A 22,611-nucleotide genomic window follows, 5' to 3' on the forward strand; every position below is an offset into this window, starting at 1 on the left:
TCAAACGAAGGGGCGAAAGCCCCTTTTTTAATGGCCGCGATTCACCCGCTGAACAAACGCAGACACAAGAACATTCCCTTGAGATGAGATTCGGCAGTAGGATAATCCCATCACTTATGCTTGGGAAAATAACAATGCAGATATCAGCACAACGTTTAACGCGGGTGGCACAGCAGTTATTGCAGCAGCTGGGGTGTGATGAAAGTGAAGCCGATTGTGTTGCCGCGCATCTGGTCGGCGCCAATTTGAAGGGACATGATAGCCACGGCGTCGGGATGCTGCCGGAGTATGTCCACTTCATCGGGCAGGGTGCTATGCACCCCAACACGCCCGCGCGACTGATCAAAGACGCCGGTGCCGTATTGCAGTTCAGTGGCGATCGTGGTTTTGGTCAGCGTACGGGCAAAGAGGCGATGCAAGCAGCTATCGGGCGCGTCAAAACGACGGGCGTATGTCTGATGACGCTATCGTCGACCTGCCACCTCGGACGCATCGGCACCTATGGCGAGATGGCCGCCGACGAGGGGCTGATTGCCATACACTTCGTCAACGTTAACGATCTTCCGCCCATCGTGGCGCCGTTTAGCGGCAGCGAAAGTCGTTTCGGCACCAACCCCATCTGCATTGCGTTCCCCGGCAGCGGCGAAAACCCACCGTTCATTCTTGATTTTGCGACCAGCATGGTGGCGCTAGGTAAAACACGCGTGGCTTATTTGGCAGGAAAAACTTTCGACGAAGAAGTCATGTTTGATAATGAAGGTCATTTGACCAACGATCCCAGCGTGATGTGGGATGAAGCGAAGCCCGGCGCGCTGCGGCCTATTGCCAGACACAAGGGGGAGGATTGATTTTGGCCGCCGAACTGCTGGCCGGTATTTTGTCCGGCGGCGGAACCATTCAACCAGAGAATGAGCGCGCCGGCGCTATCGTGAATAACATGACGACCATCGTGATCGATCCCGCGCAGCTGGTCGGGATGGAGTGGTTGCGGCGGGAATATGATGCCATGCTGGACTATGTGCGATCTTCGCGTACTCCCGACCCTGACGCGCCGATCTTGATTGCGGGTGAGCCCGAGATTGAGGCCTGCCGCCAACGCACGGTTGAAGGCATCACGATATCCGACCAGGAGTGGCGGAAGATTGTCGAAGCAGGGTGTTCGCTCGGCATGCCGGAAACCGCGTTTGCTCTGTAATTCGCCGATGCGGTAATAAAAAACGAAGAGGGTTGAAAATCATCAGATTTATCGCTCATACTTCACAGCAATGCGCCAGAAGGCGCGGGTATTAAAAGGACAATTATCATGGCTGAGGAAACGATTTTTAGTAAAATTATCCGCCGGGAAATTCCAGCGGATGTGGTTTATCAGGACGATTTGGTCACCGCGTTTCGTGACATTGCTCCGCGCACACCCACCCACATTCTCATCATACCGAATGTTCTGATTCCTACCGTCAACGATGCGACGGCCGAGCATGAAGCCGCGCTGGGACGTATGATTACGGTGGCGGGCAAAATCGCCCGGCAGGAAGGGATCGCCGAGGATGGCTACCGGCTGGTCATCAACTGTAACCGTCATGGCGGGCAGGAAGTCTACCATGTGCACATGCACCTGCTGGGTGGGTGTGCGCTGGGTCCGTTGCTGTCCATTTAATTTGTGACGTTGTCACAAAAAACGTATCGCTACGTCGTTACGGCTCATTAGCGTGTCGTCATTTCTGCTTGAGGTCGTTGAGAGGAAAATCATGAAGAAATATCTGGGCGTACTGCTGCTTGCGCTGATCGCTGCGGGTTGTACCAGCCGTCAGCAACAACCAGAGCAGCCGCCTGCTCCCGTTCAACCGGCAGAGCCGACAGTGCCTTCGCAGCCATTGCCTCCTCAGTCTGAGCCGGTACCTTCGCCACCTAAACTTCAGTCTCCTCTGGACTGGCAGGCGAGTGTTTCTCCGCTGGTCGATCAGATGTTGAAGGCGGACGGGGTGACTAAAGGCAGTTTACTCCTGCTCGATAATGTGAAAAACAGCACCAACGGCTCCTTGCAGACCGGGAAAGCGACCTCGGCTCTATACAACGCTCTGGGTTCCAATCCGGTGTTTACTTTGGTATCTCGGCAGCAGCTGGGTGTGGCGCGGCAGACGTTAGGTCTGTCTTCGGAAGACAGTTTGGGATCGCGCAGCAAAGCGATCGGCCTGGCCCGCTACGTCGGGGCGCAGTATGTGCTTTATAGTGACGCGAGCGGTGACGCGAAATCCCCTGAGCTTGAGCTGCAATTGATGCTGGTTCAGACGGGTGAAATTGTCTGGTCCGGCAGCGGCGCGATTCATGAGTAAGGTCCGATGAGTCAATCAGCGCTCCTTGCGTTGCTTGAACAACAAAAACCGGCGTCGACCGCCGGTTTTTATTTGTCTGAGGTGCGAGGACTGAGCGCAGAAAGCTGGCGAGTCCACACGCCCAAAGGCGACTGGATTGCTCGTGAGCAAACCCGACATGGCGCGCAGCTGGGCGGAGACCGTCGGCGTGAATTCCGGGTGTTGCGGCAGCTATCCGCAGCCGGACTGGCGCCGGGGCCTGTGGGCCTATGTAATCAGTGGCTGCTGGTGGAGTGGCTAGACGGGAGCGTTGCCACGGAATCGCAGTTCGTCGATCTGTTGTACAACGGCGAGCTGGCGGCCCGGCTGGCGGCATTGCATCATCAACCTCGCTACGGTTTTCCGCTGCCGCTGAAAACATTGTTGGCTCGCCACTGGCAAAACATGTGTCCCGCCCGGCGTACGCCAACGCTGCTGCATCACCTTAAACGATGGCTAAGCCGCCCCTTACCGCCCGCGTTCATCCTCGCCCCGTTGCATCTGGACGTACATCCGGGCAACCTCGTTCAACATGCGCAAAACTGGCATCTCATTGATTGGGAATATGCGGCCGATGGCGATATCGCTTTAGAACTGGCGGCGTTGTTCCGGGCAAACACGCTAACGCAGGAACGACAACAGCGTTTCCTGGCGGAGTATTGTCGCCAATGGCCCAACATGTCGCCGCGGATACTCAGCGAACGGATAAAGCAGTGGCTGCCGTGGGTCGATTTCCTGATGCTGATGTGGTACGAAGTGCGCTGGCAGCAGACGCGTCAGACGATATTTTTGCAGGCCGCAACGCCGTTGCGGTTGCGATTAGGCTTGCCCTGGTAAAGGTACGCAGGGCAAATAAAACAGATGAAAGAGGTTGTTGTGGGTCCATTAATGTTAGATGTGGCCAGCTACGAGCTGGATGCCGAAGACCGCGAAGTGCTGGCTCATCCGCTGGTCGGCGGTGTAATTCTGTTTAGCCGCAATTTTCATGATGCGGATCAGCTCAGCGAGCTGGTGCGTCAGATACGTCAGGCGGCGCGACAGCCGCTGGCGATCGCCGTCGATCAAGAGGGCGGCCGCGTTCAGCGCTTCCGCGATGGTTTTACTGCGTTACCGGCAGCTCAGTCTTTCGCGGCGTTAAACGACTTAGCGGAGGCGGAAGCGCTGGCGGAAGAGGGCGGTTGGCTGATGGCCGCGGAAATGATTGCGATGGATATCGATATCAGCTTTGCGCCAGTGCTGGATGTCGGCCATCAGAGCGCCGCTATCGGCGAACGGGCATTTCATGATGATCCCAACACCGTATTGGCGGTGGCGGATCGATTCATCACCGGCATGCACTCGGCGGGAATGAAAGCGACGGGCAAACATTTTCCTGGTCATGGTGCGGTTAGCGCAGACTCGCACAAAGAAACTCCGCGAGATCCTCGTCCGCTGGCTCAGATCCGGGAACGGGACATGTCGGTGTTCCGTGAATTGATCAAGCGCGGACAGCTCGACGCCATTATGCCTGCGCATGTAATTTACACCGAAGGCGACCCGCTTCCTGCCAGCGGTTCTCCCTACTGGCTGAAACGTATTTTGCGTCAGGAGCTGAAATTTGACGGCATCATATTCTCCGATGATTTGTCGATGGAGGGCGCTGCGGTCATGGGGAGCTATCCCGAGCGGGCCGAGGCCTCTTTGTCAGCCGGTTGTGACATGATTTTAGTGTGCAATCATCGGGAAGGGGCCGTCAGCGTGCTGGATCATCTCCCTCATCGTGAAGTGCCGGGCCTTGAACGGTTAAGGCACCGTGGTCATTTCACGCGCCGTGAACTGTTGGATTCCCCGCGTTGGAAACGAGTGAGTCAGCAGTTGACCACGCTCAATGAGCGCTGGCAGGCGTGTAAAACGACGAAATAGGCAATCTTTACAACCCCGCAGCACCGCTCGAGGCGTTCTATTACGTTGGGACGCCTCGATGATTTCTTCTCTTTGTCACTCATGCCTGATACGCGCTAAAACAGGTTCAGGTTTAAGGTATTAAACGAATCGTTTCAGTTTTTTAACCATCTGTTTATAAATGACTTTTCATTAAGCGCTGTTTAAGAAATATCAAAAAGAATTGATATATATCAATTTTGGTATGACCATATGACCCGCCATGATATCCTGCCCGTAGATACCGACTAACTTTATAGAACCACATGTTATATAAGGATATTATGACTTTCCTTTGTTAACCGTGGGCTTACCTATTTTTCAGGGGGTCATTTTGACATCTTTGCCAATCAAGAAAATTGTGATTGTCGGCGGTGGCGCTGGCGGACTAGAGCTTGCGACAAGCCTCGGGCACAAACTGGGCCGTAAAAACAAAGCCGAAATAACACTTGTCGATCGTAATTCGAGCCATTTATGGAAACCACTGCTGCACGAAGTGGCAACCGGCTCTCTGGACGACGATATGGATTCGTTGAGCTACCTGGCGCACGCCAGCAATCATCATTACCAGTTCCAGATGGGGACGTTGACGGGCATCAACCGCGAGCAAAAAGAGATCGAATTGGCCGAAATTCGTAACGATGCTGGTGAGCCGTTGGTTGCCGCGCGCACGTTGCCGTACGATATTTTGGTCGTGGCGCTGGGCAGTACCTCTAATGATTTTGGTACTCCCGGCGTGAAAGAGCATTGCATCTTCCTCGACAACCCCAAACAGGCACGTCGATTCCACAACGAAATGCTGGACCTGTTCCTCAAGTTCAACGCTGATCCGAGCCGCAAAGAGCGCGTCAATATCGCTATCGTGGGGGGCGGCGCGACGGGCGTCGAGCTGTCTGCCGAGTTGTATAACGCCGTCAAACAGTTGAACAGCTATGGTTTCAACGCGCTGGATAATCAGACGCTGAACGTGACGCTGGTCGAAGCGGGCGAACGTATCCTGCCTGCGCTTCCGCCGCGTATCTCTTCGGCCGTTCATCAGGAACTGACCAACATCGGTGTCCGGGTACTGACGAAAACCATGGTGACCAGCGCAGAGCCTCATGGTCTGAATACCAAAGACGGTGAGTTTATCGATGCCGATCTGATGGTGTGGGCCGCGGGTATCAAAGCGCCGGATGCGATGAAAGAGATTGCTGGTCTGGAAACCAACCGCATTAACCAGCTGGTGGTCGAGCCCACGCTGCAAACGACGCGTGATACCAGTATCTTCGCCTTGGGCGACTGTGCTTCCTGCCCGCAGGAAGGAGGCGGTTTCGTGCCTCCTCGCGCACAGGCTGCGCATCAGATGGCCTCGCTGTGCTTTGATAACATCATGGCGCTGATCAACGAAAAACCGCTGAAATCTTATGTCTACAAAGATCACGGTTCGCTGGTCTCGCTGTCCAACTACAGCACCGTCGGCAACCTGATGGGCAACCTGATGCGTGGCTCAGTCATGGTCGAAGGACGGATTGCGCGTTTCGTTTACATCTCACTGTATCGTATGCATCAGATTGCGCTGCACGGCTACGTCAGAACCGGCCTGATGATGCTGGTGGGACGCATCAACCGGGTTATCCGACCCAAGCTGAAACTGCACTGATTGTCAGAACCAGGCCGTCTGTTACCGTGACAGGCGGCATTAATTGATTGTTTTGTAAATAGTTATGCTTACCCTTCTTTGCTGAAATTGATAAGAAAAATCCCAAAGCGCAATGTTTGCGGATGTCGATCGGCGTTTGGTTCATTAATCCTATTGTCCCTCAAAATCACTTTGTGCAGACTTCCCCCTGTTTACGAACGGCGTTGCGCGCACGTCGCATCACCCGAAAGTTGGCGCTTTCGGCATAATCATCACCGCTCTGCTCCGGTCTGTTGCGACAGGATGGCGTTGGGCGAGATGGAGAATGCGTGAATATCTATTCAGGAGGTTTCCTGTGAACAAGTCAATGTTAGCTGGCGTGGGGATCGGCGTTGCCGCCGCACTGGGTGTGGCCGCGGTCGCCAGTATGGATGTCTTCTCGCCTAAGCCGCAGTTTGCCCAGGTGTTAGCGGCAACACCGATTAAAGAAACCGTTAAAACGCCGCGGCAGGAGTGCCGCAACGTCACGGTGGCTCACAGACAGCCTGTGCAAGATGAAAACCGTATCACCGGGTCGGTCCTCGGCGCGGTTGCCGGTGGTGTTTTAGGCCACCAGTTCGGCGGCGGGCGTGGTCGAGACGTTGCGACGGTCGCGGGTGCCTTAGCGGGCGGTTACGCGGGTAATCAGGTACAAGGCAAGATGCAGGAGCGGGATACCTATTCTTCCACTCAGCAACGCTGTCAGACGGTATATGACAAGTCGCAAAAAGTGCTGGGCTACGACGTGACCTACAAGATCGGCGAACAGGAAGGAAAAGTGCGTATGGAACGCGATCCTGGTACCAAAATCCCGCTAGACCGAAATGGTCAGCTGGTGTTGAGCGAGCAGATTTAAGGCGTTTCTCAAACTCCTTCTCTATCGCACTGGTTCCATCCGACGGTTTTTCGGACGGAACCTGTCGCGTTCAACCGTTTCGCGTTCCCTCGCGAGACGTTTGTGCCGGCGAGGCGCACTCACTACAGAATACGGTCGTTTGGCGTCTTAAACAGGGCTTTCATATCCTCGGACATCTCAAAGTTCATGTTGATGTTTTTCGGAGGAATAGGCTGCGTGAACCAGCGCTGATACCACTTCTCTGCTTCACCTTGGGTCTGCGCCTGGGCGATCGTCGTATCCATCAGTTTCTTGAATGCCGGGTCGTCTTTGCGCAGCATACAGCCGTAGGCTTCGTGAGACTGCGCGGTGCCGACGATAGCCCACTGACTTGGTTTCTTCGCCTTGGCGCGTTCTCCGGCTAATAGAGGATCGTCCATATAGAACGCCACCGCGCGTCCGCTTTCCAGCGTTCGGAAAGCATCGCTGTGGTCTTTAGCTGAAATGATGCGCATCTTCAGGCTGTTCTTGTCATTCAACTGGTTGAGCAGGATCTCGTTGGTTGTCCCCGCCGTCGTCACGACTGGCTTACCGGCAAGATCGCTGAAATCACTAATGCCGCTATCTTTTCTGACCAACAGTTTTCCACCCACGATAAAGATGGAGTTGGAGAATGCGGCCTGCTGCTGACGTTCCGCATTGTTGGTGGTCGAGCCACACTCGAAATCTATCGTACCGTTTTGCAGTAAGGGAATACGGGTCGATGAGGTAATCGGCACCATCTTCACCGTCAGGTTAGGCAGGCCCAGCTGTTTTTTCACTGCATCGACAATCGCATTCGAATACTCCTGCGAATAGCCGACGACTTTCTGATCGTTGTCCAGATAGGAAAAGGGAACGGAGGACTCGCGATGCCCAACCACAATCAGCCCACGTTCTTTAATTTTTTGCAGTGTATCGTTGGTCGAAGCGTTCGTGTCCGCGGAATAGGCTGCATGGCAAGCGGTCCCGACTAGAATAGCCGAGATCAATGTCGTTCTTTTCATGATGTACTCCGTTGTGTATGTATTGACCGCTTAAGCGTAGAACGTTTCTAGAAACCCACGCTGTGACGGGCCCGCTCGGCCGGGGCGTGGAGCATTGCCGTCCGGCGGGCTGCATCATTAGGCAAAATTGATGCCATGATGCGATGACTCAAGCCCTGACGGGCGGCGAACCCGTGGGGAATAAGGCCTCAAAGGGAGAAAAGAATTCAACGCCACGCGCATCGTTTGTCGGACTCGGTGGCCGTGCATCTTTTCGGTGCATTGGCGAGATGGAGGGTATGCTAAAAGCGATGCCTTAGGGCGTCTGACGGACGATCGTTGCGGGGAAGCCTTGGATAGCGTTTGAAGGAGACCTCAGGATCGTGTCGGGCGTCTGGAGCGCAGATAAAAAGACCCCGGATTAAACCGGGGTCTAGAAAAGTTAGCCATATCACCGACGCACATGCCGGTTAAACATGGTGATGTGCTTTAGGCAGGACAAGTATGCTGCGCCATCGACGTTAACAGCTCGCGGATAAACGTTAATCGCGCAGGGCGGTCGCTCAGGTCGGTGATGAACTTGAGGCGGGTTGGCCCATCTAACCGGTAGACGCCGGGCTCTCGCTGCAACAGACCAATCAAATGGCTCGGCTCGACACGGTTATTTTGGCTAAACTCAATAAAACCGCCTTTGTCGTGCCCTTCGATCCGCTTGATGCCCAATGACTGTGCCTGCTGACGTAATGTGGCAATTTGCAACAGATTGCGCGCGGCGTCCGGCAGCGGGCCGAATCGGTCAATCAGCTCAGCTCGGAGATCGGTTAACTCACCGTCGCCGTGGGCGCTGGCGATCCGTTTATAGAACGACAGTCGGGTATTCACGTCGGGGATAAAATCTTCCGGCAGGAGGGAAGGCAGGCGCAGTTCGACATCGGTCTGATTGCTGATCAGATCCTCCAGCGACGGTTCGCGACCTTCCTTGAGGGAGTCGACCGCGCTTTCCAGCAGCTCCATGTACAGCGAAAAGCCAACGCTTTCCATCTGCCCGCTTTGACCTTCGCCCAACAGTTCGCCTGCGCCGCGGATCTCCAGATCGTGGGTCGCGAGCGCGAAACCCGCGCCCAGATCTTCCAGCGAAGCGATGGCTTCCAGACGTTTGTGCGCATCCGTACTCATGGCTTTTGGATTCGGGGTCAACAGATAGGCGTAAGCCTGATGATGAGAGCGGCCAACGCGTCCGCGCAGCTGGTGAAGCTGCGCCAGCCCGAAATGATCGGCGCGTTCGATAATGATGGTATTGGCGCTGGGTATATCGATACCGGTTTCGATAATTGTCGTACATACCAGCACATTGAAACGCTGGTGATGGAAGTCGTTCATCACCCGCTCGAGATCGCGCTCGCGCATCTGGCCGTGGCCGATGGTGATTCGCGCCTCTGGCACCAGTTCGCTCAGTCGCTGCGCTGCTTTTTCAATGTTCTCGACGTCGTTGTACAGGTAGTACACCTGACCGCCACGCAGCGTTTCACGCAGAATGGCTTCTCGCACCACCAGGCTGTCATATTCGCGAACGAATGTTTTGACGGCCAAACGGCGTGCTGGCGGGGTCGCGATGATCGACAAATCGCGCATACCGCTCATTGCCATATTCAGCGTTCGCGGGATAGGCGTGGCGGTCAGCGTCAGGATATCGACGTTGGCGCGCATGGCTTTGATGCGCTCTTTGTGGCGTACGCCGAAGCGGTGCTCTTCATCCACAATGAGCAGGCCGAGATCGTGCCAATGAACATCGCTCTGCAACAGCTTATGGGTGCCGATGAGAATGTCGACTTTACCCTCGCGCGTTTGTTCCAGCACTTGGGACTGCTCGCTCTGACTGCGGAAACGGGAGATCATCTCGATGCGAACGGGCCAGTTGGCGAAGCGGTCGCGGAAATTATCGAAGTGCTGCTGAGCCAATAGGGTGGTAGGGACTAAGACGGCGACCTGTTTGTGGTTCTCGACCGCCAGATAGGCGGCGCGCATGGCGACTTCGGTTTTGCCGAAGCCGACATCGCCGCACACCAGACGATCCATCGCCAGCGGCTGGCACATGTCGCTCAGCACGGCGTTGATCGCCTGAGCCTGATCCGGTGTGGTTTCGAATGGAAAGCCTTCGCAGAACAACTGGTATTGGGCTTTATCGTGTTTGAAGGCGAATCCGCGCTTGGCCTCGCGCTGGGCATACACATCCAGCAGCTCGGCGGCGACATCGCGCACTTTCTCGGCGGCTTTTTGACGGGCGCGGACCCAGGCGTCGCCGCCCAGCTTGTGCAGCGGTGCGTTTTCGTCGCTGCCGCCCGCATAGCGGCTGATCAGATGCAGCGAGGAGACCGGGACGTAGAGTTTATCGTTGCCCGCGTAATGCAGGATCAGGTACTCCGCCGTGATACCGCCCGCTTCAAGGGTGGTGAGTCCGGCATAGCGCCCCACGCCGTGTTCAAGGTGTACGACCGGTTGTCCGGTGCGCAGCTCCGCCAGGTTGCGGATCAGCGTTTCGGTATTAATGGCGCGGCGGTTGTCCTGACGTGGTCGGCTGACGCGTTCGCCCAGCAGATCGCTTTCGCATATCAGCGCCCAGTGTCGCAGGGTATCCACGAATCCATGTTCGCTCGCTCCAACCTGCAGATAGCAGCCGGAATCTTGCGCCTGCTCAAGACGGGCAATGGGTTTCGGCGCCAGTTTGATGCGTGACAACAGTTCCTGCAGCGTTTCCCGTCGGCCCTCACTCTCGACCGAGAAGACAATGCGGCCGCTGAACTGCTCCACGAAACGGCGCAGCGCATCGAGCGGGGATTTTTGCTGATGTTCGACGGCCAGCACCGGCAGCGTCTGGTAGCCCAGATTGACGTTGGCGGCCTTCGACGGCAATGACTCCGTGCGCAGCTGTACGCGCGGCCATTGCTTGATTTCGCTCAGCAGCGTGTCGACCTGTAGCCACAGGACGGGCGGGGCCAGCAGCGGACGCATCGGATCGACGCTACGGCTGTCATAGCGCTGTTGAATGTCTTGCCAGAACCGTTCTGCGCTGTGCTGCAGATCGCCGCTGTTGACCAGTAATGTCCCTTCTGGGAAGTAGCTGAATAGCGAGGGCAGGGGCTGGCTGAAAAACAGCGGTTGCCAATATTCGATACCGGCGGGCCAGGTGTTTTTGCTGACCTGCTGGTAGACGTGCTCCGGGTCGCGTCGCACCTCAAACTGCTCTCGCCACTGGCTGCGGAACAGCTCGATGGCGTCTTTGTCCGTCGGGAACTCGTGAGCGGGCAGCAGGCTGATGTGGTCGACCTCATTCAGCGTACGCTGGGTATCGACATCAAACAGCCGCAGGCTATCGATGTCATTATCGAAGAAGTCGATGCGGAACGGTTCTTCGCTGCCCATCGGGAACAGGTCTAGCAACGCGCCGCGCGTAGCGAATTCCCCATGCTCCATCACTTGATCCACGCTGCGATAGCCCGCTTGTTCCAGCTGTTCGCGCAGTTTGTCGCGAGACAGATGCTGGCCTTTTTTCAACATCAGCGCATGCCCATGCAGGAACGTATGCGGGCAGACTTTCTGCATCAGCGTGTTGACCGGCAGGATGAGCACGCCACGCTCCATCAGCGGGAGCTGATACAAGGTCGCGAGTCGGGCAGAGATAATTTCCTGATGAGGCGAGAAACTGTCGTAAGGCAAGGTTTCCCAGTCCGGCAAGGTGGTCACCGGCTGATCCGTAAACTGTTGGATTTCGTCACGAAGCCGCAGCGCATTTTGCATATCCGGGGCGATCATCACCACCAGCCCTGCATGACGTTCGATGATTTCTGCGCATTCGACGGCGCACGCCGCGCCGGTCAATTCGCCCAGCAGGCGCTGCTCTCCCGCTTTGCGTGGCAAGGTATAACGGTATTGTTCAGGCATAGTCTGATTATCAGGTCTTAATCTCGGCCCCTCTAAGAAAAAGCCGGAGAGAGAGATAGTTAGGGTTCCATAAAGCGGTACTACCCTTTATTATCCTTGATCACTTTGCTTTAGCAACCTCATCCAGACGGATTTCATGTATCAACCTGTCGCGTTATTTATCGGCCTTCGCTACATGCGCGGGCGTGCCTCGGACCGCTTTGGGCGGTTTGTCTCCTGGCTGTCGGCTATCGGCATCACCCTCGGCGTGATGGCGTTGGTCACCGTCCTTTCCGTGATGAACGGATTCGAACGAGAACTGGAAAAAAGCATTCTGGGATTGATGCCGCAGGCATTGATTACTACGCCCCAGGGGTCGCTGAACCCTGGTCAGCTACCGGTTTCCGATTTGCAAAACCTCAAAGGCGTGACGCGTATCGCGCCCCTGACGACGGGCGACGTGGTGTTGCAAAGCGCGCGCGGCGTGGCGGTTGGCGTCATGCTGGGCGTGAATCCGGACGAAGACGAGCCGTTGTCGCGCTATCTGGTCAACACCCGTCAGCAGCAGCTGCAGCCGGGGGCCTATCAGGTCATCTTGGGCGAGCAGTTGGCGAGTCAACTGGGCGTTAAACGCGGCGAACAGTTGCGCCTGATGGTGACCAGCGCCAGCCAGCTTACGCCCATGGGCCGCATTCCTAGCCAACGTCTGTTCACGGTGGCGGGCACGTTCGCCGCGCAAAGCGAGGTGGACGGCTATCAGCTGTTGGTTAATCAGCAGGATGCCTCTCGACTGCTGCGCTACCCGCTCGGCAATATCACCGGCTGGCGGCTCTGGTTGCAAGAACCGCTGACGGTAGATTCGCTCAGTCAGCAATCGTTGCCCGCCGGGACCGTATGGAAAGACTGGCGCGAGCGTAAGGGCGAACTGTTTCAGGCGGTACGAATGGAAAAAAATATGATGGGGCTGTTGTTGAGTCTCATCGTGGCCGTGGCGGCCTTTAACATCATCACGTCGCTGGGACTGCTGGTGATGGAGAAACAGGGAGAAGTAGCGATTTTGCAGACGCAGGGATTGACGCAGCGTCAAATTATGGCGCTGTTTATGGTTCAGGGCGGCGGAGCCGGCGTGTTGGGATCGCTGGTGGGGGCGTTGTTTGGCGTGCTGTTGGCCAGCCAACTGAATACGCTGCTGCCGTTGCTGGGGCTGCTCATCGACGGCGGATCTCTGCCGGTCGTCATCGAGCCGCTGCAGGTAACGGTGATCGCGCTCGTGGCGATGCTGCTGGCGCTGCTCTCCACGCTGTATCCTTCCTGGCGCGCCGCCGCCGTCCATCCTGCTGAGGCTTTACGTTATGAATAAGAATTTATTGTTACAGTGCCGCCATTTGTGCAAGCGCTATCAGGACGGGAAGGTCTCGACCGATGTGTTGAAGGACGTCTCGTTTGAGATGGCGCCGGGCGAAATGATGGCGATAGTCGGGAGTTCGGGGTCCGGCAAAAGTACGCTGCTGCATTTGCTGGGCGGCCTGGATTCGCCGACCTCGGGCGACGTAATTTTCAAAGACAAACCGCTGAACACCTTGTCCCCCGCGGCCAAAGCGGCGTTGCGCAACCACGAACTGGGGTTCATCTACCAGTTCCATCATCTGCTTCCGGATTTCACTGCGTTGGAAAACGTGGCGATGCCGCTGTTGATCGGAAAAACGTCGCCGAAAGCCGCCAAAGAACAGGCGCGTGACATGCTGGCGGCGGTTGGACTGGAAAAACGCAGTCACCATCGCTCCGCAGAGCTTTCTGGGGGGGAGCGCCAGCGCGTTGCGATAGCTCGCGCGCTGGTGAACAACCCGTCCTTGGTGCTGGCCGATGAGCCTACCGGCAATCTCGATCAGCGTACTGCCGATACCATCTTTGAACTTTTAGGCGAACTGAACGTGCGTCAGGGCACCGCATTTCTGGTGGTCACGCATGATTTGCAGCTGGCGCATCGCCTCAGCCGACAGTTGGAAATGCGCGACGGTCAACTTCAGCAGGAACTGACGCTGGTGGGGGCACCGCAATGAGTTTTCCTCCACTTTCACTACGGGTGGGATTGCGGTTTAGTCGGGGACGTCGTCGCAGCGGCATGGTGTCGTTAATCTCGGCGATTTCCACGTTCGGAATTGCGCTGGGGGTTGCGGTGCTGATCGTCGGGTTAAGTGCGATGAACGGCTTCGAGCGTGAGCTCAAAAATCGTATTTTGGCCGTGGTGCCACACGGAGAAATCGAAGCGGTTAATCCGCCCTTTACTGGCTGGCAGGCGATGATTCCGAAGGTTGAAGCGGTGCCGGGCATTGCCGCAGTTGCGCCTTACATCAATTTCACCGGATTACTGGAACACGGCGCCAACCTGCGGGCCATTCAGTTCAAAGGGGTTGATCCACAGCAGGAGCTTCGTCTAAGCGCGCTGCCGCATTTTGTTCTGAACGATGCCTGGAGCCGTTTTCAGGCCGGTGAGCAGCAGGTCGTGCTGGGGAAAGGCGTGGCTGATGCTCTAGGCGTGAATGAGGGCGAGTGGGTGACGGTGATGATCCCCAACAGCGATCCGCAGATGAAGTTGCTACAGCCTAAGCGCATCCGTTTACACGTCACCGGTATTCTTCAACTGAGCGGGCAGCTCGATCACAGCCTGGCATTAGTGCCGTTGAAAGATGCGCAGGGGTATCTGGATATGGGCGAAGCGGTAACCGGTCTGGCGCTGAAGATGGATGATGTGTTTGCCGCCAATCAACTGGTGCGCGATGCAGGCAAGGTAACGGAAGAGTACGTTTACATCCGCAGCTGGATTGGCACTTACGGCTATATGTATCGCGATATTCAGATGATCCGCACGATTATGTATCTGGCGATGGTATTGGTGATTGGGGTCGCCAGTTTCAATATTGTCTCCACGTTGGTGATGGCGGTGAAAGACAAGAGCAGCGATATCGCCGTATTACGAACGCTGGGCGCCGGGGACGGACTGATACGCGCCATTTTCGTCTGGTATGGTCTGCTGGCGGGCCTGCTCGGCAGCGTGCTGGGAGCCATCGTTGGGATTATCGCCACGCTGCAGCTCACGCCGTTGATCCGCGGTATCGAAATGATAACCGGCCATCGTTTTCTGTCCGGCGATATCTACTTTATTGACTTCCTGCCGTCAGAACTGCATGCCGCTGACGTCATACTGGTGTTGGTCACCGCGTTAGCGCTCAGCCTGATCGCCAGCTGGTATCCCGCACGCCGGGCCAGCCGCATCGATCCTGCCAGAGTGTTGAGCGGGCAATAAGCAGGGACACAACGTTCACGGCTCAGTCGCGGTAGCGTCAAACTCTGAGCCAGCGGGAGTGAAGGGAGTAGGGTATGTATTACGGGTTCGATGTCGGCGGCACCAAAATAGAAATCGGTGTGTTTGACGCCGACTGGCGGCCGGTATGGCAAAAGCGCGTGGCGACGCCGCGCGATGACTATGGTCAGTTGCTGACGACGCTGAAGCTACTGACTGATGAAGCTGATACGGTGGCCGGAAGCCCTGGTTCCATCGGCATCGGCGTACCCGGTTTGTACGAACAAGACGCTGGGACGTTGTTTACCGCTAATCTGCCCTCCGCCATGGGGCGTACTTTGCATCAGGATCTTACCCGCCTGTTGCAACGGGAAATCCGCATTAGCAACGACGCCAACTGTTTTGCCCTTTCTGAAGCACATCACCCTGACTTCCGCCATTCTCCGGTCATCTTCGGTCTTATTTTGGGGACCGGGGTGGGGGCGGCCTGATCGTCAACGGCCACCCGGTGAATGGCGCCAACGGCATTGCTGGCGAGTTCGGGCACACCCGGTTACCCGCGGATGCGCTGGATATTCTTGGCGCTGAATTGTGCCAGGCGCCCTGCGGATGTGGTCGAAAAGGGTGTATTGAAAACTATATTTCAGGTCGGGGCTTCGAATGGCTATATCAGCATCGCTATTCGCAGCCCCTGCCCGCCACCGCCATTATCCAGCGCTATGACGCCGGCGATAAGCAGGCTCAGATCCACGTCGAGCGTTATATGCGGCTTTTGGCCGCTTGTCTGGGTAATCTGCTGACGTTGCTTGACCCGTCTCTTCTAGTGCTGGGCGGCGGCCTTTCTAATTTCGACGCTATTTATTCATTATTGCCGCGTTATTTACCTGACTTCCTGTTACCTACAGCACGTTTGCCTTCGATCGAAAAGGCGCGCTATGGGGATGCGGGCGGTGTGCGGGGAGCGGCTTTGCTACACTTACTGGAGCCTTAAGGAGCAAACATGCATTCGCATCGGCGTTTAGGCCGTTTTCGTCAGGGGAAGCGTATGCGTCATCAGCGTTTGCGTGCGCGTATTTTTCACATTGATTATCTGGCGGTGAAACACGTGAAAAAACCTCGTGTGGTGGTACTCACCGGCGCGGGTATTTCTGCGGAATCCGGCCTTCAAACTTTTCGCGCTGCTGATGGGCTGTGGGAAGAGCATCGTGTTGAAGATGTGGCGACGCCGGAGGGATTCTTGCGGGATCCGGCGCTGGTTCAGCGTTTTTACAACGACCGACGCCGTCAGCTGACGCAGCCGGAGATTGTCCCGAATGACGCCCACCGAGCGCTGGCGCAGTGGGAAGAGATATTGGGCGACGACTTTTTACTGGTCACGCAGAACATCGATGATTTGCATGAACGGGCCGGGAGTCAGCGCGTGGTGCATATGCACGGCGAGCTGCATAAGGTGCGTTGCGATCGAAGCGGACAAGTATTCGAACGTGACGGGGACGTCGGTGAAGACGAACGGTGCACGTGCTGTGAAATTCCGGCACGTTTGCGTCCTCACATTGTTTGGTTCGGCGAAATGCCACTGGACATGGATCGCATATATCAGGCATTGACCGAAGCGGATTTCTTCATTGCCATCGGCACATCGGGCAACGTCTATCCCGCAGCCGGATTTGTTTATGAGGCGCATCAGCACGGGGCGCATACGGTTGAGCTTAATCTTGAACCGAGCCAGGTCGAAAGCCATTTTGATGAGAAAATTTATGGCCCAGCCAGCCAGGTGGTGCCGGATTTCGTCCGCCGTTGGTTGCTTGCGCACATCAGCATCTCGTTTTAAGCCGTTTGTCTCACCGGTCACGTGAAGACAAACGTCTGGCGCGAACTTCCGCTTAATCGAGATAGCGTCCAGTGAACCCGTTAGGGAATACTCAGGCCCATGCCGCGCATGGGCCTTTTTTACATCGTTTTTATTGGGTTACTGTTTTGCAGTCATGGGGGCGCTGGTAGTGCCGCGTCGCGGGGCAACGGCCATCCAGATTTCGCTTTGCAGAAAAGGTTTGTGGGGCTGCGCTTAATTTTCATGTGATCAAGAGAGCAGGGATACTGTTCTGTTTAGTTATTATTGCATGCCCAGTGTGTCATCATAGGGCAAATGCAATGATTGATAGGGTATTTCGGCCATTGCCTAAGATAAAAAACATTATAATGTTCTGATAAAGGCCATCGATCGCGAGTATGGCAGGTCAATTATCTTCCCGAGCGAGCGTGAGTGAGCGTATGTACGTGTTGCGTTGGAAATTTATAGTGATGGCAGCGGTCCTCATGGTCCTTTCTGGTTGCAGCCATCATGCGCCGCCGCTGAACGGGCGCTTGAGTGATTCCCGGGAAGTCAAAGCACAGTTACACCAGCAACTGGCCGAATGGCGTGGAACGCCCTACCGCTATGGGGGCCTTAACCGCCGTGGCGTGGATTGTTCGGGTTTCGTCTATCTGACATTCCGAGACAAATTTGGCGTGCAGTTGCCGCGCTCAACGGAAGATCAGGTCGAAGTGGGCACGCGTATCGATAAAGAAGACCTGTTGCCGGGCGATCTGGTGTTTTTCAAAACCGGAAGCGGGAATAGCGGTATGCATGTGGGCATCTATGATGCTAATGAGCAATTCATCCATGCTTCCACGAGCAAAGGCGTGACGCGTTCATCGCTTAACAATGTTTATTGGAAACGAGCCTATTGGCAGGCTCGCAGAATCTGATGGAGCTCGATGCATCCTTGAGTCTCTGAACCGATATTTTTAGGGTGTTAAGAGACAGCATCGAAAGCTCCACGGTTAGAATCCCGAACGTAATGAAAGGCCTATTGTGAAAGTTGGTTGAGTATTTGTTGTGTATCGTGGTTGTAATATTATCAGTGTTCTGAAATTGAAAATGTTTGTTAATAAACTGCAACGCTTATTGGGGGTTTGTCTGAAAAGTGAAAAACGAATTGTGTTCTCTTGCGCTCGCATTATAGAGTGATTGTAAGACGTTCTTTTATTCAGTTTTCACCCTGCGCAGTTTTTATTATGACCATCGCATTCGCGTGATCTTAACCGTCTTAATTTATTAGACTTATGATTAATATATGACAAACGATCAATCGATTAATAATGACTGATTGAGTTGTGGTGAATGGAAACGTGCGATGTTTGACGTCTCTGTTCGGGTGAATGTTCACATTATCTGATTCTGGCTAAAACACTATGCGTATCCAGCTTGATGTGGAGTATATCAGCAACTACCTATTTTCACCGGTCTATAGCCTAGACGCCCGGCTTCTCGCCGTGGAAATGACTGGCCGCTTTCACAGCGTCGCCGGCAATCTGGCTATGCCCCAGAGTATCTTGTTGAGCCTGCTCGATAGATCGCAGAAGGTTGCCTTATTTAAAGAGCAACTTCTTATTATTAAAAGCAAAGCGTCATGGTTTCGAGATAATCAGGTGATGGTTTTGCTCAAGATTGATCGTGCTTTGTCTGAATTAGTTATTCGTGATGAAAAAATTAAAATGACGCTTAACGAACTTTCTTTTATCCAACTCGAAATTAATGAGATTTATCCTAACCTCGACGAAGGTAAGGAAAATCCTAATATTCTGGCGCTCAGTGAATCGTTTAATTTGTGGCTGGATAATTTCGGCTCGGGAAAAACCAATTTGAAACCATTTTACGATGGCTTATTTCGCCATGTGAAATTGGATCCTCGTTTCGTCCAGCGCTTATTAACTCGTCCGACGGAAGTCTCTATGATCACCCCCATGCTGAGCGTCATCAAAAAGCATAACGCCGGAATGATGGTGATTGCTCAGGGAATTGATAGCCCAGCCTTGCTTGAAAAGTCATACGATCTCGACATCAGTGGCGTTCAGGGGCAACTCTGGCCTGCGGTGCCGTTAGAACAGCTGGATCAGAAACTACCCGCTGCGGTGTGCTATGGGTAAATCTGTCGCGTAATCCATCTCTTCTGCTCATTAATATCCTTATCTTTACTCAGTGTTAATTCCTTGTACACCGCTCTACACTGCGGTAAAAAGAGGATCCGACCATGCCGAACCCGCTTAAATTCCATAATCGTTACTACCAGCAACTACCCGATTTCTACACCCCGGTGGAACCTTCTCCGTTGCAAGGCGCCAGGCTGCTTTACCACAGTCAAGCGCTGGCCAACGAGCTGGGATTGTCCGCAGAATGGTTTACGCCTGAGAACAGCCCTATTTGGTGCGGTGAAAAACACCTGCCAGGTATGCAGCCGCTTGCACAGGTCTACAGTGGACATCAGTTTGGCGTGTGGGCCGGTCAATTAGGGGATGGTCGGGGAGTTTTACTTGGCGAGCAGCTGTTAGCCGACGGACGCCACGTTGACTGGCATCTTAAGGGGGCGGGGAAAACACCTTATTCGCGTCAGGGTGACGGGCGTGCCGTATTGCGTTCGGTGATCCGTGAGTTTTTGGCCTCTGAGGCATTACATGCTTTGGGGATCCCGACGACACGTGCGCTGACGATCGCCACTAGTGAACAAGGGGTGCAGCGTGAAACGGTAGAGCGGGGCGCAATGCTTGTGCGCATTGCGGAAAGTCATGTGCGATTCGGCCATTTCGAACACTTTTATTATCGTCGCGAGCCCGAGAAAGTCCGTCAGTTGGCTGATTTTGTCATTGAGCACCATTGGCCGCAGTGGCATCTGGAGTCGGATAAATATCGCCTGTGGTTCACCGACGTGGTGGAGCGCACCGCGCGTCTGATTGCGCACTGGCAGTCGGTGGGCTTCGCGCATGGCGTAATGAACACCGATAATATGTCCATTCTGGGTATGACAATTGACTACGGCCCGTTCGGCTTTTTGGACGATTACGATCCCCATTTCATCTGCAATCACTCTGATTACCAAGGGCGTTACTCTTTTGATAATCAGCCAGCAGCGGCGCAGTGGAATCTACATCGGCTGGCTCAATCGCTCTCTGGGCTGATGTCGCCGGAAGTGTTGCAGTCAGCGCTGGATCGCTTCGCGCCAGTATTAATGCAACGGTACGGCGAGCTGATGCGCGCGAAACTGGGCTTCTCGTTTGCAGACCCAGCGGATAACGACATCCTGACGGGATTATTTCGTCTCATGCATCAGGAAAAAGCCGACTACAACCGAACTTTCCTGCTGCTATGTGAGACGGAAGCACACAACGAGCGTTCGCCGCTGCGCGATGAGTTTGTCGATCGCGAAGCATTTGACCGCTGGTTTGCCGCTTATCGACGCCGACTGCTACTTGAGCCCGATGACGAGGTTGTCCGGCAGAAAAACATGCAGAACGCCAATCCAACGTACGTATTGCGTAACTATCTGGCGCAACAGGCCATTGAACGGGCTGAACAGGACGATATCGAAGCGCTGTCGCGTTTGCACCGTGCTATTAGCCAGCCTTTCAACACAGAGCCGGATTTGACTGAGCTGTCAGCGCCTCCGCCTGAATGGGGAAAACATTTGGAAATTTCCTGTTCCAGCTAAATAGCCCTGGCATTTTTCATGATGGATCTGCGAGTTGGGCGGGAGGCGCTCTGAAGTGATAAAGGGACTTGCGCGGCGAATTTACACCCGGTCGGCTCGTTTTGTGAACAGATTCCCTTTCGAAAGACAAGTTTCTGCAAAATAAGTTCACTCCGGCTGGAGCAAAAATTATTTTCTGTTTATATACTAGCGTTTAAAGCAATCTGAATTCATACCCGCTCAGCTTATCCGACTGGTTTCCTTTCAACGAAGCGCAGTGGTTTTCCGTAATATACAAAAATCTCTTTTATCCTGCGGCAAGGGCGAGTACTGAATTCGGTTAGGTAAAAAACAGGGGATCATTGGATGTTGTTAGCAAAAAGAAAAACGCAAGGGCTGCGACTGGGCATGACGGGAGGCGCACTCTGGCTGGGCGGCCTGCTTGCGTTTTCAGCTCAGGCGGCCACGCAAACCATGCTGTCAGGGACGACGACGCCAATATCCACCGCTGCACCTGCCACCGCCGGTCTGCGGGGACAGTTGCCAGCAGGCATGACGCTACATTATGACTCTGCGCTTCGCGGGCTGTATGCGCAAATGGCTGAGCAGCCGATGTGGTCAGATAGTCGGGCAGTCAGTGCTTTCCAGCAACAATTAGCCGAGCTTGCGCTAGCTGGCATTCAGCCACAGTTCACCACCTGGGTTTCTTGGTTGACCGATCCTAAACTGACCGGGTTGGCGCGGGATCGTGTGCTTTCCGATGCGATGCTGGGCTATCTGCAGTTTGTCTCCGGCGTAGAAAAAAACGGAAGCAACTGGTTATACGCCAATGTGCCCTATACGTTATCTTTGCCTCCGTCAGGGCTGATTGCGGAGTGGCAAAATGCGGTTAAAGAAGGTCGCAGCGCCGAGTTTGTGGCCTCTTTGGCGCCAAGGCACTCCCAATATGCGAAGATGCATGAAGCGTTGAAGGCGAGCCTGCTGGATAATCGCCCATGGCCGAAATTGCAGCTTGCGGGAACCTTGCGTCCGGGCGATCAAAGCAGCGAGTTGACCGTTCTGCAGGAAATTTTGCAACGCACCGGGATGTTGGCGTCGAATACGACCACGCTGCCGCTGTTCAATGAATCTTCTTCGACCGACGGCAGTGTGAACGTCACGCCATCAGGAGCAGAGAATGTTTACACGGGCGAATTGGTGGATGCGGTTAAGCGCTTCCAGCATTGGCACGGTTTGCAGGATGATGGCGCGATTGGGAAACGAACTAAAGACTGGCTGAATGTGTCCTCGCAGATGCGAGCAACGTTGCTGGCGCTAAACATTCAGCGGCTGCGTTTAATTCCCGACAATGTATCAACCGGTATCCTGGTCAATATTCCTAACTTTTCACTGACCTACTATCAAAATGGTGCGGAAATTTTATCCTCTCGCGTCATTGTCGGACAGCCAAAACGCAAAACCCCGATGATGAGCAGCGCCTTGGTCAACGTGGTGGTAAATCCCCCTTGGAACGTACCAACGACGCTGATCCGTCAGGACATCATCCCTAAAGTGATTATGGATCCGGGGTATTTGCAGCGTCATGGGTATACGCTGTTGTCTGATTGGAGTGAGAATGCTCAGCCAATCGATCCTTCCATGATCGATTGGTCTCAGGTTTCGGCTGAGCGATTCCCCTATCGTCTGCGTCAGGCTCCGGGAAGCACTAACTCGTTGGGGCGCTACAAATTCAATATGCCGAATTCCGAGGCCATCTATCTTCACGATACGCCGAACCATAATCTGTTCCATAAAGATATTCGGGCACTGAGCTCGGGTTGCGTGCGAGTCAATAAGGCCGCTGAGCTGGCGGGCTTGCTGTTGCAAGATGCGGGCTGGAACAGCGCGCGGGTTTCTTCCACGTTGGAAGAGGGCAATACGACTTATGTCACCATGCGCAAACGTATTCCGGTGAGCTTCTATTACCTGACGGCTTGGGTCGCAGAGGATGGTAAAGCGCAATATCGTACAGATATTTACAATTATGATGGCCGGTCAAAAACCGGTGAAAGCACACTGTCTAAAGTCGGGTTATTACTGCAGTAAACAAGGATTTCCGTA

At 54.7% G+C, this 22,611-nt stretch carries 16 protein-coding genes and 2 pseudogenes; 16 read left to right on the forward strand and 2 right to left on the reverse strand.

Annotation, left to right across the window (positions count from 1 at the left end):
• Nucleotides 1-134 precede the first annotated feature (134 nt).
• The 7 genes and pseudogenes from CKQ53_RS12350 (at nt 135) to CKQ53_RS12380 (ending at nt 6,784) form a co-directional block, all read left to right on the forward strand.
• Nucleotides 135-1,195: pseudogene (locus CKQ53_RS12350) on the forward strand (malate/lactate/ureidoglycolate dehydrogenase).
• A 108-nt stretch (nt 1,196-1,303) separates the two neighbouring features.
• On the forward strand, nt 1,304-1,654 hold the full coding sequence (gene hinT, locus CKQ53_RS12355) for a purine nucleoside phosphoramidase (RefSeq protein ID WP_094117972.1): 351 nt from the start codon (nt 1,304-1,306) through the stop codon (nt 1,652-1,654).
• Nucleotides 1,655-1,745: 91 nt separating this feature from the next.
• Entirely contained in the window at nt 1,746-2,330 is a 585-nt protein-coding gene (gene lpoB / locus CKQ53_RS12360) for a penicillin-binding protein activator LpoB (RefSeq protein ID WP_094117973.1), read from the forward strand.
• 6 nt (nt 2,331-2,336) lie between these two features.
• Complete coding sequence (locus tag CKQ53_RS12365) at nt 2,337-3,185, forward strand: phosphotransferase (protein WP_094117974.1); 849 nt, start codon at nt 2,337-2,339, stop codon at nt 3,183-3,185.
• 39 nt (nt 3,186-3,224) lie between these two features.
• On the forward strand, nt 3,225-4,250 hold the full coding sequence (gene nagZ / locus CKQ53_RS12370) for a beta-N-acetylhexosaminidase (protein WP_244200947.1): 1,026 nt from the start codon (nt 3,225-3,227) through the stop codon (nt 4,248-4,250).
• Nucleotides 4,251-4,602: 352 nt separating this feature from the next.
• On the forward strand, nt 4,603-5,910 hold the full coding sequence (locus CKQ53_RS12375; protein WP_094118037.1) for an NAD(P)/FAD-dependent oxidoreductase: 1,308 nt from the start codon (nt 4,603-4,605) through the stop codon (nt 5,908-5,910).
• A 334-nt stretch (nt 5,911-6,244) separates the two neighbouring features.
• Nucleotides 6,245-6,784: a glycine zipper 2TM domain-containing protein gene (locus CKQ53_RS12380; protein ID WP_085650869.1), complete on the forward strand. Its 540-nt coding sequence runs from the start codon at nt 6,245-6,247 to the stop codon at nt 6,782-6,784.
• 122 nt (nt 6,785-6,906) lie between these two features.
• Here the strand turns inward: CKQ53_RS12380 and CKQ53_RS12385 are convergent, their stop codons facing one another.
• Nucleotides 6,907-7,809 carry a glutamate/aspartate ABC transporter substrate-binding protein gene (locus tag CKQ53_RS12385; protein WP_094117976.1) on the reverse strand — a complete coding sequence of 301 codons (903 nt, stop codon included), beginning with the start codon at nt 7,807-7,809 and terminating at the stop codon, nt 6,907-6,909.
• 468 nt (nt 7,810-8,277) lie between these two features.
• Nucleotides 8,278-11,727, reverse strand: a complete 3,450-nt coding sequence (gene mfd / locus CKQ53_RS12390) for a transcription-repair coupling factor (protein WP_118895034.1) — start codon at nt 11,725-11,727, stop codon at nt 8,278-8,280.
• Nucleotides 11,728-11,863: 136 nt separating this feature from the next.
• Between mfd and lolC the strand changes: the two genes are divergently transcribed.
• The 9 genes and pseudogenes from lolC to ldtD all read left to right on the forward strand — a co-directional run bounded on the left by lolC (nt 11,864) and on the right by ldtD (nt 22,596).
• A complete protein-coding gene (lolC, locus tag CKQ53_RS12395) occupies nt 11,864-13,066 on the forward strand; it encodes a lipoprotein-releasing ABC transporter permease subunit LolC (RefSeq protein WP_118895036.1) in 1,203 nt (400 codons plus the stop codon).
• Nucleotides 13,059-13,766 (forward strand): lipoprotein-releasing ABC transporter ATP-binding protein LolD, encoded by a 708-nt coding sequence (gene lolD, locus CKQ53_RS12400; RefSeq protein WP_085650865.1) that lies wholly within the window; start codon nt 13,059-13,061, stop codon nt 13,764-13,766. The genes lolC and lolD overlap by 8 nt, the downstream gene beginning before the upstream one ends.
• The gene (lolE, locus tag CKQ53_RS12405) at nt 13,763-15,010 is read left to right on the forward strand and encodes a lipoprotein-releasing ABC transporter permease subunit LolE (RefSeq protein ID WP_094117977.1); all 1,248 of its coding nucleotides are present in this window, start codon (nt 13,763-13,765) and stop codon (nt 15,008-15,010) included. The genes lolD and lolE overlap by 4 nt, the downstream gene beginning before the upstream one ends.
• A 74-nt stretch (nt 15,011-15,084) precedes the next feature.
• Nucleotides 15,085-15,998, forward strand: a pseudogene (gene nagK / locus CKQ53_RS12410) (N-acetylglucosamine kinase).
• A 9-nt stretch (nt 15,999-16,007) separates the two neighbouring features.
• Nucleotides 16,008-16,838: a Sir2 family NAD+-dependent deacetylase gene (gene cobB, locus CKQ53_RS12415; RefSeq protein WP_094117978.1), complete on the forward strand. Its 831-nt coding sequence runs from the start codon at nt 16,008-16,010 to the stop codon at nt 16,836-16,838.
• A gap of 470 nt (nt 16,839-17,308) precedes the next feature.
• The gene (locus CKQ53_RS12420) at nt 17,309-17,755 is read left to right on the forward strand and encodes an NlpC/P60 family protein (RefSeq protein ID WP_409359750.1); all 447 of its coding nucleotides are present in this window, start codon (nt 17,309-17,311) and stop codon (nt 17,753-17,755) included.
• Between the two features lie 486 nt (nt 17,756-18,241).
• Nucleotides 18,242-18,976, forward strand: coding sequence for an EAL domain-containing protein (locus tag CKQ53_RS12425; protein WP_085650862.1), 735 nt, complete (start codon nt 18,242-18,244; stop codon nt 18,974-18,976).
• Between the two features lie 104 nt (nt 18,977-19,080).
• Nucleotides 19,081-20,532, forward strand: coding sequence for a protein adenylyltransferase SelO (locus CKQ53_RS12430; RefSeq protein ID WP_118895037.1), 1,452 nt, complete (start codon nt 19,081-19,083; stop codon nt 20,530-20,532).
• 345 nt (nt 20,533-20,877) lie between these two features.
• On the forward strand, nt 20,878-22,596 hold the full coding sequence (gene ldtD, locus CKQ53_RS12435; RefSeq protein ID WP_085650860.1) for a L,D-transpeptidase: 1,719 nt from the start codon (nt 20,878-20,880) through the stop codon (nt 22,594-22,596).
• Nucleotides 22,597-22,611: the final 15 nt, after the last annotated feature.

The sequence above is a fragment of the Lonsdalea britannica genome (genome assembly GCF_003515985.1).
Taxonomy (GTDB): Bacteria; Pseudomonadota; Gammaproteobacteria; order Enterobacterales; family Enterobacteriaceae; genus Lonsdalea; species Lonsdalea britannica.

Bases quoted from the DNA above. Each gene is read 5' to 3' on its own strand.
- hinT (WP_094117972.1), top strand. From the start codon at position 1,304: ATGGCTGAGGAAACGATTTTTAGTAAAATTATCCGCCGGGAAATTCCA.
- lpoB (WP_094117973.1), top strand. From the start codon at position 1,746: ATGAAGAAATATCTGGGCGTACTGCTGCTTGCGCTGATCGCTGCGGGT.
- CKQ53_RS12365 (WP_094117974.1), top strand. From the start codon at position 2,337: ATGAGTCAATCAGCGCTCCTTGCGTTGCTTGAACAACAAAAACCGGCG.
- CKQ53_RS12385 (WP_094117976.1), bottom strand. From the start codon at position 7,809: ATGAAAAGAACGACATTGATCTCGGCTATTCTAGTCGGGACCGCTTGC.
- mfd (WP_118895034.1), bottom strand. From the start codon at position 11,727: ATGCCTGAACAATACCGTTATACCTTGCCACGCAAAGCGGGAGAGCAG.
- lolC (WP_118895036.1), top strand. From the start codon at position 11,864: ATGTATCAACCTGTCGCGTTATTTATCGGCCTTCGCTACATGCGCGGG.
- lolD (WP_085650865.1), top strand. From the start codon at position 13,059: ATGAATAAGAATTTATTGTTACAGTGCCGCCATTTGTGCAAGCGCTAT.
- lolE (WP_094117977.1), top strand. From the start codon at position 13,763: ATGAGTTTTCCTCCACTTTCACTACGGGTGGGATTGCGGTTTAGTCGG.
- cobB (WP_094117978.1), top strand. From the start codon at position 16,008: ATGCATTCGCATCGGCGTTTAGGCCGTTTTCGTCAGGGGAAGCGTATG.
- CKQ53_RS12420 (WP_409359750.1), top strand. From the start codon at position 17,309: ATGGCAGCGGTCCTCATGGTCCTTTCTGGTTGCAGCCATCATGCGCCG.
- CKQ53_RS12425 (WP_085650862.1), top strand. From the start codon at position 18,242: ATGCGTATCCAGCTTGATGTGGAGTATATCAGCAACTACCTATTTTCA.
- CKQ53_RS12430 (WP_118895037.1), top strand. From the start codon at position 19,081: ATGCCGAACCCGCTTAAATTCCATAATCGTTACTACCAGCAACTACCC.
- ldtD (WP_085650860.1), top strand. From the start codon at position 20,878: ATGTTGTTAGCAAAAAGAAAAACGCAAGGGCTGCGACTGGGCATGACG.